At 69.3% G+C, this 14,565-nt stretch carries 11 protein-coding genes; 6 read left to right on the plus strand and 5 right to left on the minus strand.

Going from position 1 to position 14,565, the window contains the following annotated elements; translation table 11 throughout:
- Positions 1-27: 27 nt before the first annotated feature.
- Positions 28-1,431: a hypothetical protein gene (locus tag LZ198_RS13670; RefSeq protein ID WP_253972385.1), complete on the plus strand. Its 1,404-nt coding sequence runs from the start codon at positions 28-30 to the stop codon at positions 1,429-1,431.
- A gap of 100 nt (positions 1,432-1,531) precedes the next feature.
- Here LZ198_RS13670 and LZ198_RS13675 read toward each other — a convergent pair whose 3' ends face one another.
- From LZ198_RS13675 to LZ198_RS13695, 5 genes are all read right to left on the minus strand, one after another.
- Positions 1,532-2,164 (minus strand): cell wall protein, encoded by a 633-nt coding sequence (locus LZ198_RS13675; protein ID WP_253972386.1) that lies wholly within the window; start codon positions 2,162-2,164, stop codon positions 1,532-1,534.
- A gap of 230 nt (positions 2,165-2,394) precedes the next feature.
- Positions 2,395-2,973: a hypothetical protein gene (locus LZ198_RS13680; RefSeq protein WP_253972387.1), complete on the minus strand. Its 579-nt coding sequence runs from the start codon at positions 2,971-2,973 to the stop codon at positions 2,395-2,397.
- Between the two features lie 181 nt (positions 2,974-3,154).
- Positions 3,155-4,987 carry a hypothetical protein gene (locus tag LZ198_RS13685; RefSeq protein ID WP_253972388.1) on the minus strand — a complete coding sequence of 611 codons (1,833 nt, stop codon included), beginning with the start codon at positions 4,985-4,987 and terminating at the stop codon, positions 3,155-3,157.
- A 1,068-nt stretch (positions 4,988-6,055) separates the two neighbouring features.
- The gene (locus LZ198_RS13690; RefSeq protein WP_253972389.1) at positions 6,056-6,412 is read right to left on the minus strand and encodes a hypothetical protein; all 357 of its coding nucleotides are present in this window, start codon (positions 6,410-6,412) and stop codon (positions 6,056-6,058) included.
- Between the two features lie 1,212 nt (positions 6,413-7,624).
- Positions 7,625-9,133 carry a sigma-54-dependent transcriptional regulator gene (locus LZ198_RS13695; RefSeq protein ID WP_253972390.1) on the minus strand — a complete coding sequence of 503 codons (1,509 nt, stop codon included), beginning with the start codon at positions 9,131-9,133 and terminating at the stop codon, positions 7,625-7,627.
- A gap of 221 nt (positions 9,134-9,354) precedes the next feature.
- On the opposite strand from LZ198_RS13695, the gene LZ198_RS13700 reads away from it, so the two are divergent.
- From LZ198_RS13700 to LZ198_RS13720, 5 genes are read left to right on the plus strand one after another with little or no spacing between them, the layout of a single operon-like run.
- Positions 9,355-10,107 (plus strand): OmpA family protein, encoded by a 753-nt coding sequence (locus LZ198_RS13700; RefSeq protein WP_323382591.1) that lies wholly within the window; start codon positions 9,355-9,357, stop codon positions 10,105-10,107.
- A gap of 21 nt (positions 10,108-10,128) precedes the next feature.
- The gene (locus tag LZ198_RS13705; protein ID WP_253972392.1) at positions 10,129-10,563 is read left to right on the plus strand and encodes a chemotaxis protein CheW; all 435 of its coding nucleotides are present in this window, start codon (positions 10,129-10,131) and stop codon (positions 10,561-10,563) included.
- Positions 10,564-10,565: 2 nt separating this feature from the next.
- Positions 10,566-10,937: a protein CrdC gene (locus LZ198_RS13710; RefSeq protein WP_253972393.1), complete on the plus strand. Its 372-nt coding sequence runs from the start codon at positions 10,566-10,568 to the stop codon at positions 10,935-10,937.
- Positions 10,934-12,724, plus strand: coding sequence for a methyl-accepting chemotaxis protein (locus LZ198_RS13715; RefSeq protein ID WP_253972394.1), 1,791 nt, complete (start codon positions 10,934-10,936; stop codon positions 12,722-12,724). Before LZ198_RS13710 ends, LZ198_RS13715 begins: the two co-directional genes overlap by 4 nt.
- Before the next feature lie 4 nt (positions 12,725-12,728).
- On the plus strand, positions 12,729-14,546 hold the full coding sequence (locus tag LZ198_RS13720) for a methyl-accepting chemotaxis protein (protein ID WP_253972395.1): 1,818 nt from the start codon (positions 12,729-12,731) through the stop codon (positions 14,544-14,546).
- The last annotated feature ends 19 nt before the right edge of the window (positions 14,547-14,565 follow it).

Genomic DNA, 14,565 nt, shown 5'->3' on the forward strand with positions numbered 1-14,565 from the left:
CGACGGCTCGCGGTGGTGTGGTTGGGGATGGCCTTGGCCCTGGGGGCGTGCGGCTCGGATGACCCGCCGGAGCAGGACGCGGGGGTCTCCGACGCGGGCCCGGATGGGGGCGGTGGGGATGGCGGGACGCCGGACGGCGGGGCTCCGGATGGGGGCGACGGGGGCACCTCGGACGGCGGCAGCGATGGCGGCACCGGGGCCGCCCGCGAGTCCGGGGACGGCGTCTCGCGCGAGGCGACGACGGTGGCGGGCATCTCCGTGGACCGCTACGCGTGGATGGACTCCGAGGGGCGCGAGCGCACCGTGTCGCTCAAGCGGCAGTCCCCGGGGAGCAACGGCGGTTACGCCGTCCAGATGACCTACCAGGTGCGCGCGGGGACGCAGTGGCGCACGGTGACGTTGGATGGGACGGGCGGCGGCGAATCGGGCTTCGGCTATTTCGTGGCCCATGAGCTGTACCGGAGCTTCGACAACGGCACGTCGGGCACCATCGCGGCGCTGCACGGCGAGGATGATTCGCCGTTGGGGTTGGGCTTCCCGGTGGAGGAGGTCCGCCCGGCCCTCTCCGCCAGCGACACGGTCGTCACCCACACCGTCACGCTGCGCTATCCGAAGTGGGGCACGCGCGTCGCCATGTCGGACGTGACGGCCACGACGCAGGCGGCGGCCTCGGCGCACCAGAAGTTCATGGTGCCGGTGAGCATCCGCTGGGTGTTCGAGAAGGGGATGGACTTCCCGCGCATCGACACCCGGTTGGACCTGAGCGAAGCCACCGCGGGGCAGGTGTCCTTCGACGTGCGCGGCCCCTACGGGCCCATGGAGTTCGCGGACGCGGACCCCAACGCGACGCTCAACAACGTGCAGTGGGGTGATTCGTTGAACCACTTCTCGACCGGCGTCGCCGCGGCGGGCGCGTTGACGACGCAGGCGAACTGGACGTGGAACGAGCCCCTCGCCGCCTCGCGCAAGTACAACGTGCTGCTCGCGCGGCACTCCTCCACGGGCGTGTTGTACGAACTGGGCCTCGTCGAGCTGAAGCTCGGCACGGACGCGGGGCTGGTGTACGGGGGCTACAGCCTCAACAACGGCTCGACGAAGGCGGCCACCGGCAATGCCCTGAACAGTGGGGGCTTCTCGGAGGGGGAGTGGCCCTTCCAGTCCGCGCAGTACAGCGGCCTCGGGACGACCCCGGTGACGGGGAAGAAGGTCGCCTGGGGCTCGAGCCCGTTCTATGGCTCGACATTCACCACCGTCTATTTCAACGACACCACGTCGCGGCCCATCGTCGCGTACCCCGCGAACCGGTCGCTGGTGTATCGCACGTGTCTCGTGGTGGGCGTGTCGCCCTACACGGATGCGAGCCGGAAGTCGCTCACCCGGCTGACGGCGGAGAGCCAGACGCCTCGCTGCTCGAGCCAGCAGTCCTTGTGACGCTCAGGGGGGCCGGCTCGTGAGGTCGGCGGGTGTCAGGGAATGACAGGCCCGCTGCCGCGGCGGGGAGACATCGCGGCAGGGGCCTTCGTCTGTCTTTTCAGCGCGGACGCTTGTCCGCGAGGAACTCCGCGGCCCAGCGCTTCACGGTGGACTCGACGTCCACGCCCTTGGCGGCCAGGGGCAGGATGGACGGCGTCAGGATGGGCGCCTGCGTGGTGCCGTCGGAGCTGCCAGGGATGGCCTCGGTGAGCTGGGGCTGGCCCTTCTTGCGAACCCAGACGCGCGGCCCGGTGGGCGCGGGCGGGGGGATGACGGCCTGGGGCTTGGGCGCGCGCTCCCTGCTGGCCGCGCGTCCGCGGGGCAGGGCGATGTCGGGGATGCTCTGCGGGGCGGCGAACTCCTGCCAGGAGGCGGGGAGCCGGCCGGTGGCCACCAGGTTGCGGCGCTTCTGGTAGTGCGCGGAGCAATAGCCCTTGGAGCGGCTGGGGCGCTTACAGCCGACGATGGCGCACGCGACGTTCTCCGTGACGGCCTTGACCGCGGGCGGCGGCGGAGGCGGCGTGGGAGCGCTCTGGGGGCGCGGCGTGGGTCGAGGGGCTGCTCGAACAGGCTCTACGTCACCGGAGAACCGCGCGGAGATGCGACGCAGCGAGGCTTCCAGTGGAGCGAAGGACTCTTCCACGGCCCCGCGGACGATGGCTTGGAACGCCTCGTCCAGGGAGAGCTCCACGGGGGAGTCACTTCGCGATGTGAGGGGGTGTCGAGAAGCGGGGGCAACGCGACGGCGACGTGCTTTGGCCATGTATGTTCTGGCGTATCACGGCTTGGGGGGCGCGCGTACATCGGAATCAAGGCGACCTGGGGAGTTGTCACATGGACAGGCCCCAGGAGGTGGACCGTGCGCGGGGGCTGTCGACCGAAGAACCCCCCGCGTGGCGTGGCCGGGGCCCGGGGGAGCGGCTACCCCTGGGCGGACTCGCGCCAGCGCAGGCGTTCCTCGCGTTGCTGTGAGAACAGCTCGCGCGCGCGTGAACGCTGTGTGTCGTCCAGGAGCTTCTCGGCCTCCATGTATGCCGCTGTCTCCTGGTCCTCCATCTCTCGCAGGAGGGCCTTCTGCTCACGGGTCGTCTCCTCCGAGCGGGGGCCTCCACCGCCGCGACGAGGCGGGCCACCCCCGCCCATCATTCCCCGACCGCCTCCTCCTCCGCCGCCCATGCCGCGGGGGCCACCGCCGCCCATGCCGCCGCCACCTGGAGGGGGGCCGCGCCCGGACTGTTCCGGCCGGGCTGCCCGTGCTTCCCGCATCTTCTCGCGAAGGGGGGCGTTCTTCTCTTCCAGTGCTCGTTCCATGGACTCCAGGCGGGTGACCTGGTCCGCGGTGAGTGTCAGCTCCCCACGATGCTCGAGCAGGAGGGCGAGCGGCGACTGGAAGAGGGCCTTGGGCGGAGGTCCTCGGGGGCGCTCCGTCTCCGAACTGGTGGCACAGGCCGTGGACAGGAGGCTCGCACAGAGCAGCGCGAGCCGAGGGCAGGTCGACATCCGTTCTCCTTTCGCGCCAGGGCGCGGCGGGACGACACGTTGTCGGCCGGAGATGAACGGGCGATGCACGGGGGATTGCCAAGCATTACGCCGCGGCGTCGCCACGCCGGGCGAGCAGCCGGGGGAGGGGGCCGGAGCCTCTCGACGTCAGCTCCGGCTCCCTGGCTACTTCATGGCTGCGTCACAGCTCGCAATGTCCGTTCGTGAGGGCGTTCTGGCGATAGACGCCTGTCTTCCCGGTGACGGCTTGGAAGTCGTAGGTGCAGGAGCCGAGGGGCGGGAAGTTCGGGAACCCGGCGGACTTGAAATGGGCGAGCGTGTTCTTGAGATTGTCCTGGGAGGGCTTGAAGTGCCCGCTGTCGTTGGTGATCCACTGGATGACGCCGTCGTTCACCTTGACCGTGCCCGCGCCGATGACCTTGAGCTGTTGCCGCACGTCGGGGCCGGGCGGAGCGTTGGGCGTGGGCAGGCCGGCGATCGACCCCATCAAGAGCCCGGCATGGGTCGTCAACCGCGGCTTGGTGCACGCGCGGGTCGAGGAGTCCTGCGGCTTGTTTTCGTTGATGCAGTTGGCCGAGCCGCGAATCTGGATGTACCGGCCGTCGACGTTGATCATGTAGATCCGGCCGTCTCGGGCATCGATGACGTACAGGGTCTCGCTCTCCGCGCTCACGGCCCAGGTGTTCACCCGCGTGTTGGTCGTCTTGTAGAAGGCGACCCCGCCGCTGAAGATGACTTCGTAGGCGGCGAGCGCGTCGTTCGGGATTCCCTTCGAGCAGGTGGAGCGCCCCAGCCAGGATTCACAGACGCCGTTGGCGACCGTCCCGTTGTCGTTGTACTCGAGGTAGACGGGGAAGTCCTTGCAGATCTGGCCAGCAGGGCAGCCGGGCTGACAGATGCCATTGGCATTGACCTCCAGGCCCGCGGCACATGCGCTGCTGTACTGGGAGCAGGAGCACGACTCCTTGATGCAGCAGAAGTTGAACGGCCAGTAGACACAGACCTCCTGGGTGCACTGGACGCAGGGCTTCTGATTGGCACCGCCACAGGTCGCGTCCGTGGCCGCGGTCCTGGCCCATGCGTCTGGCTCGCGGGTGTACTCCGCGAATCCGGCACCATGTCCTCGGCTCTGCGCGATATCCGCGGAGGTGAGCGTGAACCCCCGGGTGGCCGCGAGCGAGATGAGGAGGGAGTCGGTCGTGGCGGTGCGCAAGGCGGCCATCAGGCTGTGGTCGGTGACCGCCGCGTTCAGCAAGGCGTTCATCGCCGCGTTGTAGGTGGGCTGTCCTGGCGAGGGCGGCGCGATACAGGTGACCGTCGAGGACGGCGAGGTCACGGTGGAGCTCACGAAGTCGAACCAGGGCTGCAGCTTCGCCGCGCAAAGCTGCTTGCCGGCGGTGTGCTCCACGTAGGGGTCGAGGATCTGATTGGAACCACTGCCGAAGGGGGCGGGGGCGCCGTAATTCAACGCGCCGTCCGTCCACCAGACCTGGCCACTGAGGGCCGTGGGCCAGATGACGTAGTTCGCCGTGGTCGTGCCGTTCATCTGGGGGACGATGAGGTCGGTCCATTTCAGCGTGAAGGTGTTCCCGCCCTGGCCCTTGAAGACCAGGGTGTTGGTCGTGGCGTCCACCGCGATGTCCCAGACATAGCGGGCCCCTGTCTTCTCGATGAGGCCCACGACGTTGCCGTTGGCGTCATAGGCGACGACGGCCATCCCCAGCCTGTTGTCGAGGTAGCTCAGGGCCCAGTAGGTCATGCCGTTCGCCGTGACGACGGGGCACATGTCGCTGGGGAGCAGCGTGTCGGGTCCCTGCATACAGGACTTCTTCAGCTCGACGGGGACGCGCAGGGGCGTGGCCGCGTCGACGAAGTGGACCGCGGGAGAGATCGCCGCGTTCCCGGAGGGGGCCGGGAGCGCGCATCCACAGACGGCCTGGCCTCCGCCTGAGTCGAGACATGCCTTCACGGGAGGATGGGTGGGGCTGTTGCTCCAGTTGCCCGCGAACACCATCCCGTACTGTGCGCAGACCGGGGCGCAGACGGATGGGGCCGTGGCGTTGTTCGAGATGGGGGGACTGCAACGGTCACCGATGGCCGCATGGGCCGCGGGAATCGCGAGAAAAGTCACGGCGGCGGATAAGGCCAATGCTCTTCCAAACAGAGTCATGAGTGTTCCTCGTTGTGAGGTGGGGCTCGTGCGCGCCTCGCGGGGTGTGGGGCGGGGACAAACCAGGCGGCGGGCGCGAGTATAGGAATTCGCAGCAAAGGCAGGTCAAACCCTGGGTGGGTGATGGCTGTTGACCACATGGTCTTCCCTTTCGCGAGGTGAGGGTGTCCCTCCTCCCTCCGAGACACCGGGGAGAGTGCCTCGCCGCGCAGTGCCTCTCAGGGCCCCTCTCTCGATGAGGGGATCCCCGTGGGAGGGCATGGTCCACGTGCTCGCCCGGCCGCGCCTTCATCCCCTGCGACCACAAGGGGACGTCGTGCCCAAACGACGAGAAGGACAGCGCACCGCGCCGTGGGCCCCAGCGGCTTGTGGCGCTCATGACCCCGTCGAGGAATGGCAGTCCGTGCTGCGTCTGTCCCAGTTCGAGGCTGGGTGGATGGAGATGCCATCCAATCACTGCTCCGAAGGCCGCAGGGCATTTCATCCTCGTGGCCCCGCCTTCACGGAGGCTGACGCTCAGTCACGCCTCCTCGTTCGATGCGGAAATTCTAGAATTGCTGCCAGTCGAGGGGCGCTCCATCGTGGTTGCTGCGCTCCGGGACCGGAGACAGTCGAGATGAAGCTGCGCGTGCTGAGTGTGGTGTTGCTGTCTTGGCTGGGAGGTCTCGTTGCTTGTGGTGGCCCCAGTGATTTGCTCGTCCCTGGCGCCAAGATGTCGAAGCAAGAGGTGTCGGGTGTTGCTGAGAGAGGGAGGGCGCGCGTGCTTGCCGAGGCCGAGGACGTCGGAAGACGTAGGTCCAAGCAGGAACGCCGCCCGGACCTGGTTTTCATGAGGGCTGGCGCTCGGGCCCCGTCTGCTCCCGTGCCACCCCAAGCCGAACCTCGGTGAAGCCTGCGCCGATGAGCCGGGGGTCAGACCGTCGGTGTCTTGAACGCCCAAATTCCCACGTACTTGCCAGTGAATCCAGGGACGGTGGTGCCGAATGAGACCCCCGCAGCGTCGAGCGTTTCCTGCGTCAGGCCGGCTACCTTTTCCCTCACGAATTGGGCCAACGCATTGGCGACAAACGAGGCGGGCGAATACTGATTGCCGGTGCCCTCACCCATGGGCGTACTCGGATGCGTTGATGGATAGTCCGCCACCAGTCGTTTCCATAGGTTGGGATGGTCGACCTCGAGCCGCTGGCAGATTTGGTATGCGCTGTAGAATCTCTCAGGTTGTTCCATGAGAATCTGCAGTACGGCGTCCTTGATCTCGGCAGTTTGCATGAGTGGGGCTCCGGTAGGAGTTGGCAGCATAACCCCAGATTTCCCGAACGAGCGACTCACGAGAGGCTCCCTCTGTGAACCCGTGCACTGCGAATCAGGCATGGCTCGAAGAGGAATGAGAGTGGTTCGAGAGGATGGACTGGCTGCAGGTCGGCATGGGCACTTCCAGGGAAAGGCACGCCTTCCCCGGTACCGGAGAGGGAATGGCGCCACTTGGAACGAGGGGCGGTCGCGGGCGCCTTGAATTTTGGGTCTGCACGGGACCGACGAAGCGCATCCTCCTGTTGGGGGAGGACGGTGTCCGCCAATGTGGCGACAGCGCGAGTTCGTGTTCGCAGTTGCTGTTGTTGCGCGAATTGCGAGAAGCTGCGCCCGGCCCGGTCGTTCTTCGCTCGCGCACCTTCACGACAGGGGACTCACCATGAAGCGCTTGAAGCCGTGGCTGTTTGCCTGTGTGGTCGTGCTCGCCACCGGGTGCGGTGGAGTATCCGAAATGGCTGATGAGGAATTGTTCGTGTCGTCGGAGTCACTGTCGACGTGCACTGCCACCTGCCAATGGGGGAATGTGAGCTGTCCTTCGACGACCACGACCTGTACTGCAACGAATGAGGTGGGCGTGACGTGCGATGGCGTCACCACTGCTTGTCCGGCTCAGCCTCCGCTGCCGACATGTCCATCGACTCTGCCGAGCTGTCTGGACGTGGCGGGTACTCGGTGCACCATCGCTGGAGAAGTCACCCGCTGTTGTGTCGACGAGGGGGCGTACTCCTGGGAGAACACCTGCGTCTGCTCAAAACTGGGTTCCGTCAAGCCGCCGTACAAGTTTGTCTGTCCCTCCTAAACCAAGGATCGTGAATCTTGTCCGGCCTCAGGTGGTGCGCCTGAGGTCGGAGCGGCGCAGGGATGGACTGGCAGCGCACTGGGCGGAGCGGACAGTGGGGCGGCAGGAAGGAGAGGACGACTCTCCCGCCGAGCTGCGCGAGCACCTTGCGTGTCTTCTTGCTGGAGTGGGCGGCGGCGTTGTCGAGGACGAGGTGGATTCGGCGAGCGCGTCGGTAGTCAGGCGCCAGGGATGAAGAGCGCACTGGCTTTGCTGCGTCCCTCCACCACGTCAGCGTTCCCGTGCGGACACATATGCCTCGAGACACCTCACATCGTGGGTCCGACGGCGTCGCTCTCGGAATCCGTGGTCCGAAGGAGCCGGGCAGGCCCCTACGACTCGGAAGTTCCTCGCCGCAATCCCAATGCCTTCATCTTCTTGTAGAAATGCCCACGCTCGAGGTCGAGCAGTCGCGCCGCCTCGGTCACGTTGTCATGTGTATGGGCAAGCACGTAGAGGATGATCTCCCGCTCGGCGTCCTCCACCTGCTCGCGGAAGGTCTTGTCCGCGCGGGGTCGGAACCCGGGAGGAGGGGATGCCGGGGGCGGTGCGGCCACGGGGGCGGGGGTCACGAGCGCCGGGGCCGGCGTGCTGGCGGCGGCCACCACGGCCGCGTCCACGCTGGGGGACGGCGGAGGCGGCGTCGCTGGCAGCTCCACCGGAGGTGGCACGGTGCCTCGGCCCCGGGGCAGCAGCTCCAGCGCGTCCGCGCGGCTGACGATGGGGCCCTCGCAGAGGATGGCCAGCCGCTCGACCAGGTTGCGCAGCTCCCGCACGTTGCCCGGGTAGTCGTACGCGCTCATCACCGCGAGTGCGTCCGGAGACAGCGTGAGGGGCCGGCGCCCGTTCTTCGCGCACGCCTCTCGTAGGAAGGTGTCGATGAGGTCCGGCAGGTCCTCGCGGCGCTCGCGCAGCGGGGGCGAGTGAATCTGGACGACGTTGATGCGGTAGTAGAGGTCCTCGCGGAAGCGCCCCGCGGCGATCTCCTTCTCGAGGTTCTTGTTCGTCGCCGCGATGACGCGCACATCCACCTTGAGCGTCTCCGCCCCGCCCACCCGCTCCAGCTCTCCCTCCTGGAGCACGCGCAGCAGCTTGGCCTGCATCGCCTGCGGCATGTCCCCAATCTCATCCAGGAACAGGGTGCCGTCGTGCGCCAGCTCGAACTTGCCCCGGCGCACGCTCACCGCGCCGGTGAACGCGCCCTTCTCGTGGCCGAACAGCTCGCTCTCGATGAGCTCGTGCGGCACCGCCGCGCAGTTGAGCTTCACGAACGGCCCGCTCTTGCGCCGCGAGTGCTGGTGCAGCGCCCGCGCGATGAGCTCCTTGCCCGTGCCGTTCTCCCCGGTGATGAGCACGCGCCCCTCGGACGGCGCCGTGCGCTGGATGAGCGAGAAGATGCGCTGCATGGCCGGGCCGCTGCCCACCATGTCGTAGCGGCCCAGCTGCTCGCGCAGCTCCCGCAGCTCCTCCATGGCCGCCTGGTGCTTGAGCACGTTGCGCAGCGCCACCAGCAGCCGTTCGCGGGCGATGGGCTTCTCCAGGAAGTCCCGCGCCCCCAACTGCGTCGCCTTCACCGCCGTGTCGATGGTGCCGTGGCCGGACATCATGATGACCGGCAGCTCCGGCTTGAGCTCCGTGAGCCGGGCCAGCGCCGTCAGCCCGTCCATGTCCGGCATCTTCACGTCCATCAACACCGCGTCCACCGGACGCGCGCTCACCACGTCCAACGCCACCTGGCCGCTGCTCGCCAGCTGCGTCTGATACCCCGCCAGCTGCAACGCCTGGCTCAAGGTCAGCAGGATGTTCTTCTCGTCATCGACGATGAGGACGGATGCGGGCATGGAGGGCGCTCCCGGCGCAAAGGCGAGAAATGCTCGGCTGCTCACGGGGGACTCGGGACAATCTCACGGAAAATATTTGGACAATCAAGGGTTTCGGGGCGCGGAGGGGTGTCGCGAAAGGGACAAATGCTTTGACTCACCCGGCCGTCTGCGACTACACGCGACCCCACAACCCGTCCCCTGCGGGTGCTTCTTTCGTTTTCAAGATTCCGGGAGGAATGATGCGTCGGATTTCTCTTTTCGCGGGGCTCTCCCTCGCGGTGGCGGTGCTGACCGGCTGCCCCCCCAGCTACCCCAACTGCAAGGACGACTCGACCTGCTCCGAGAAGGGCGAGGTCTGTGTCCAGGGAACCTGCCAGCAGTGCGCCACGGACGCCAACTGCCAGGAAGGTTTCACCTGCCAGGGCAACAAGTGCGCGCCCAAGCCGCCCGAGTGCACGGTCGACAACCAGTGCGGTGATGGCCGCATCTGCGAGGCCGGCAAGTGCGCCCAGGCCCAGTGCAAGGACGACTCGGCGTGCCCCTCCGGCAGCAAGTGCCAGGCGGGCCGCTGCCAGGTGCAGCAGGACACCTGCGCCTCCAACGCCGACTGCGGCGACGGCCAGGAGTGCAGCGCCGGCCGCTGCGTGACGGCCTCCGCGGACAAGTGCGACTGGAGCCCCATCCGCTTCGGCTTCAACGAGTCCTCGCTGACCTCGGAGGCGCAGTCGCGCCTGTCCGACCTGGCCCAGTGCCTGAAGACGGGCGCGCAGGGCAAGGTGACGCTGGCCGGCCACGCCGACGAGCGCGGCACGGAGGAGTACAACCTCCAGCTCTCCAACCGCCGCGCGGCCGCCGTCAAGCGCTACCTGACGGACCTGGGCGTCAAGGGCAACACCCTGACGGCGGTGGGTTACGGTGAGACCCGCCCGCTGAACACGGCCTCGACGGAAGAGGCGTGGTCCGAGAACCGCCGCGTCGAGTTCCAGCGCTAGTTCGAGGTAGGCTGGCGCGACATGGCCGTCCACGAGCCTGAAGCGCGTCAGTCCTATCTGGTGTTTGCCTGTGGCAGTAGCTGGTACGCGGTACCCGCGGAGAGCGCGGCGGAGGTGGTCACCTTCCCGGAGCTCACGCGGGTACCTGGCGCCCCGGCCCACCTGCTCGGCGTGTTCGCCCACCGGGGTGAGGTCATCCCGGTGGTGGACATGGGCCTGCTGGTGGCCGGGGTGAGCCAATCCTCGCGGCGGGCGGTGCTGGTGCGCCTGCCCCGCGGGACCCTGGCCCTCACGGCGACCACGGTGGCCGGCGTCTCCCCGGTGACGGGAGCGCTGGAGCCCCTGGGCCCCACGGGCGTCCACGTCCACCTGCGCGGCCCCGCCAAGAGCGGCCCCCGGGACGTGGCCGTCATCGACCCCGAAGGTTTGTTCGACCACCTCAGCCAGGGGGCCTGAACATGGGGCCACCCAGTCCCGTGCGGGGCATGCTGCTGTGTCATGCGGGAGCGCACCGGCTCGCGTTCCTCGCGCACGAAGTGCTCGCCATCGCCGCGGCCGCGGGCGAGGAGGCGGCCTCGGCGCGCCTGGCGTTCCGGTCCCCCGCGGGCGCCACCCGGGTGCTGGTGGCGGCCTCCGGTGGGGCGGTGGGGGTGGACACGCTGGAGATCGACGCGGAGGCCCACCCGGTGCTGCCGGCGCCGCCCGTGGCGGTGCGGGCCTCCGGGGGCAGCCTGCGGGGCTTCGTGCTGGCGCGCGGCGTCCTGTGGCCGTTGATGGGGCTGGTGGAGTTCGAGCGCTTCCTCCGGGGGCTCGGCGGGGAGGTGGCATGAAGGCGCCCGACGACCTCGGGGAGATGGCGCGGTGGTTGGTGCGGCCGGTGCCCCCGGCCAGCGGCGTGGGGCTGACGCTGGCACTCCTGCATGGGCTGCTCACGGACGCGGTGCCCGAGGGCGGGTGGCCAGGGCTCGTGGTGCTCGTCGCGGTCGTGACGGTGCTGTCCCAGGGGCTCGTCCAGTGGCACGCGCGGCGCTCGCTGCGGACGCTGTACGCGCTGGGGGCGGGGCAGTTGCCCACCACGGCGGAGCACCTGCGGGCCGCCCTGCTGGAGGCGCGTGCCTTTCCGACGCGGTGCTTCTCCTTCGCGCTGCAGAGCTGGGTGGGCGGGGCGCTGGCGGTGGCGTTCGTCTTCATCCCCTGGCAGGACGCGTCGCTGGGGCTGGGCTTCCGCATCCTGCTGGTGGGCGCGTCCCTGGGGCCGCTGACGGCGCTGCTCATCTACCTGCTGGTGGTGCGCCGGTGTCGTGGCGCGGTGGCGGTCATCGCCGCGAGGGGGCTGTCGCCCCTGGAGGTCGTGGCCACGGCGCCGCCCCGGCGCATGCACATCCGCCGGCACCTGGTGCTGTTCACGGCCATCGCGGTGCTCAGCCCCTCGCTCTTCATCCTCGACGCCACCATCTCCCGCACGCTGCGGGCCATGGACGAGGTGGTGGCGGCGCGCTCCCCGGGCGCCCAGGACGCGGCGCTCAAGCGCGCGGACCGGGGCCAGGGGCTGGCGGTGGCGGGGCTCATCGCGGTGCTGGTGCTGCTCACCGCGCACCTGGGCGGCACCGTCATCGCCGCGCCCCTGCGCGCCATCACCGAGGACGCCACCCGCATCGCGCAAGGGGACCTGCGCCCGCCGCGCGTCATCCCCGCCGAGGATGAAATCTGGGCGACGTCGGCCGCGTTCGCGCAGATGCAGGCGCAGTTGGGCCAGGCCCTCACGCAGTTGCGGCGCGCGGGGTTGCAGATCTCCACCACCACGGAGCAGTTGGTGGCCACCTCCGGCGAGCAGGAGGCCGGCGCGGACGAGCAGGCCAGCTCGCTCAACGTGACGAGCGCGACGACGGAGGAGCTGGCGCGCTCGGCGCAGCAGATCGCCGGCAACGCGGAGTCGGTGTCCGCCATCGCCGAGTCTACCTTCGCCGCCGCGCAGACGGGCCAGCGGGGCGCCACGGCCTTCCTGGGCGCGATGCAGCGCTTGAAGGAGGAGAACGAGGCCATCGCGGACGCGGTGGTGCGGCTCAACAAGCGCGTCCAGCAGATTGGCAAGGTGGTCGAGTTCATCAACGAGATCGCCGACAAGTCGGACCTGCTGGCGCTCAACGCGGAGCTGGAGGGGACGAAGGCGGGCGAGGTGGGGCGGGGCTTCTCTTTGGTGGCGGCGGAGATGCGGCGGCTGGCGGAGAACGTCATCCGCTCGACCAAGGCCATCGAGCAGCTCATCGACGAGATTCGCGACGCCACGCACGCGGCGGTGATGGCGACGGAGGCGGGGTTGAAGGCGATGGAGTCCGGCACGGTGCTGGCGGCCGAGGTGGACGAGAGCCTGAGCCTCATCCTCGAGCTGGCGCGCCAGACGTCGCACGCGGTGCGCAGCATCTCCCTGGCCACGCAGCAGCAGCAGACGGGCACCGACCAGTTGGCGGCGGCCATGGGGGACATCCTGCGCGTCACGGAGCAGAACTCGGCGGCGACCAAGCAGATGGCGGTGGCCAACGCGGACCTGTCCACGCTGTCCAGGGACCTGAAGCGCGCGGTCGAGCGGTTCCACGTCGTCTCGGGAGAGGAGGCGTGAGGGGATGAGCGCACGACATGGCCCGCGGCGGGCCTCCTTCAGCCGGCACGTGATGTGGCCGGTGCCCCTGGCGAACCTGGTGGGCGCGGCGCTGGGGCTGCACTACGCGCGGCTCACCCTGGCGGAGGCCCTGTCGGTCGAGGGGCGGATGCGGGTGCTCCTCCAGATGGGCGGCCTCCTGTGTGGCCTGGCCATGGTGCTGGGCGCGGCGGCGGCGCTGAGCCGGCTGCGGACGCTGCGAGGGCTGGAGCGCGGGGACGTGCGGCCCACGCCGGAGGCGCTGAAGGCGGCGGTGGCGGAGGTGACGCGGGCGCCGGACGAGGCCTTCCTCGGGTCGCTGGGGCTGTGGCTCCTGACGACCGTGTCGCTGGGCGCCGCCATGTGGGGGATGGCGGGCAGGGACATGGAGGTGTCGCGGCGCATCGCGGGGCTGGGGCTCCTGTTCGGTCCGCTCACGGCGCTCCTGGTGCACTGCCTCGTCATCCTGCGCTCGCGCAAGGTGGTGTTGTGGCTGGGGGAGCTGGGGATGACGCACGCTCAGCTCATCGAGGCGATGCCTCGGCGGGTGGAGATTCGCGCGCGGCTGGTGGCCTTCGCGTTCATCTCCGTGGTGACGCCGGCGGTGCTCTCCGCGCAGCTGTCGTCCGCGCTGGCGGAGGAGGCGCTGGGGCAGTTGGTGTCCCGTGGCACGCCGAGCCTGGAGCTGGCGGCGACGTTGCGGCTGGAGGCGCTCGCGTCGGGCGGGCCGCTGGTGTTGCTCGTCTTCGGGCTGTCGCTGACCACCGCGTACCTGGGGGGCACGCTGCTGGGGCGCCCTCTGCGCGAGCTGTCCGGGGAGGCCCGGCGCATCGCGGAGGGCGACCTGGCGAGTCCGCGCGTGGTGCCGGCGGAGGATGAAATCTGGGACGTGTCCGCCGCCTTCACGACCATGCGCGCGCACCTGGCGGACGTGATGTCGCAGTTGCAGCGCGCCGGCGCGCAGATCTCCGCCACCACCGAGGAGATCCTCACGACGTCCAGTCGCTACGAGGCGGGCGCGGCGGAGCAGGCCAGCTCGCTGGACCAGACGAGCGCGACGACGGAGGAGCTGGCGCGCTCGGCGCGGCAGATCGCCGAGAACGCGGGCTCGGTGGCGCAGATCGCCCAGCGGACGCTGGGGGCCGCGCAGCAGGGCCAGCGCTCGGCGGAGGCGTTCCTGGGGTCCATGGAGCGCATGCGCCAGGACAACGGGGCCATCGCCTCCGCGGTGGTGCGGCTCAACAAGCGCGTCCAGCAGATCGGCAAGATCGTCGAGTTCATCAACGGCGTGGCCGACAAGTCGGACCTGCTGGCGCTCAACGCGGAGCTGGAGGGGACGAAGGCCGCGGAGGTGGGGCGGGGCTTCTCGCTGGTGGCCGCGGAGATGCGGCGGCTGGCGGAGAACGTGCTGGAGTCGACGAAGGAGATCGAGGGCCTCATCGAGGAGGTGCGCGAGGCGTCCGCCGCCGCCGTGTCCGCGACGGAGGGGGGCGTGCGCGCGGTGGAGACGGGCACGACGCTCGCGCAGCAGGTGTCGGACTCGCTGCGGCAGATCACCAAGCTCGCGGGCAAGACGTCGGACGCGGTGCGCAGCATCTCCCTGGCCACGCAGCAGCAACAGACGGGAACCGACCAGCTCGCGGAGACGATGGCGGACATCCTGAAGATCACCCAGCAGAGCCTCAACTCCACCAAGCAGGTCAGCACCGCGAACACGGACCTGCTCGTGCTGGCGAGGGACCTGCGGGAGGTGGTGGAGCGGTTCCAGATCGGCCAGGAGCCGCTGAGGGAGGAGGGCGGGTGAACCCGAGCGAGCGCCTCCT

The sequence above is a fragment of the Myxococcus dinghuensis genome (assembly GCF_024198235.1).
GTDB lineage: Bacteria > Myxococcota > Myxococcia > Myxococcales > Myxococcaceae > Myxococcus > Myxococcus dinghuensis.

Bases quoted from the DNA above. Each gene is read 5' to 3' on its own strand.
- LZ198_RS13670 (WP_253972385.1), top strand. From the start codon at position 28: ATGGCCTTGGCCCTGGGGGCGTGCGGCTCGGATGACCCGCCGGAGCAG.
- LZ198_RS13680 (WP_253972387.1), bottom strand. From the start codon at position 2,973: ATGTCGACCTGCCCTCGGCTCGCGCTGCTCTGTGCGAGCCTCCTGTCC.
- LZ198_RS13685 (WP_253972388.1), bottom strand. From the start codon at position 4,987: ATGGTGTTCGCGGGCAACTGGAGCAACAGCCCCACCCATCCTCCCGTG.
- LZ198_RS13690 (WP_253972389.1), bottom strand. From the start codon at position 6,412: ATGCAAACTGCCGAGATCAAGGACGCCGTACTGCAGATTCTCATGGAA.
- LZ198_RS13695 (WP_253972390.1), bottom strand. From the start codon at position 9,133: ATGCCCGCATCCGTCCTCATCGTCGATGACGAGAAGAACATCCTGCTG.
- LZ198_RS13700 (WP_323382591.1), top strand. From the start codon at position 9,355: ATGCGTCGGATTTCTCTTTTCGCGGGGCTCTCCCTCGCGGTGGCGGTG.
- LZ198_RS13705 (WP_253972392.1), top strand. From the start codon at position 10,129: ATGGCCGTCCACGAGCCTGAAGCGCGTCAGTCCTATCTGGTGTTTGCC.
- LZ198_RS13710 (WP_253972393.1), top strand. From the start codon at position 10,566: ATGGGGCCACCCAGTCCCGTGCGGGGCATGCTGCTGTGTCATGCGGGA.
- LZ198_RS13715 (WP_253972394.1), top strand. From the start codon at position 10,934: ATGAAGGCGCCCGACGACCTCGGGGAGATGGCGCGGTGGTTGGTGCGG.
- LZ198_RS13720 (WP_253972395.1), top strand. From the start codon at position 12,729: ATGAGCGCACGACATGGCCCGCGGCGGGCCTCCTTCAGCCGGCACGTG.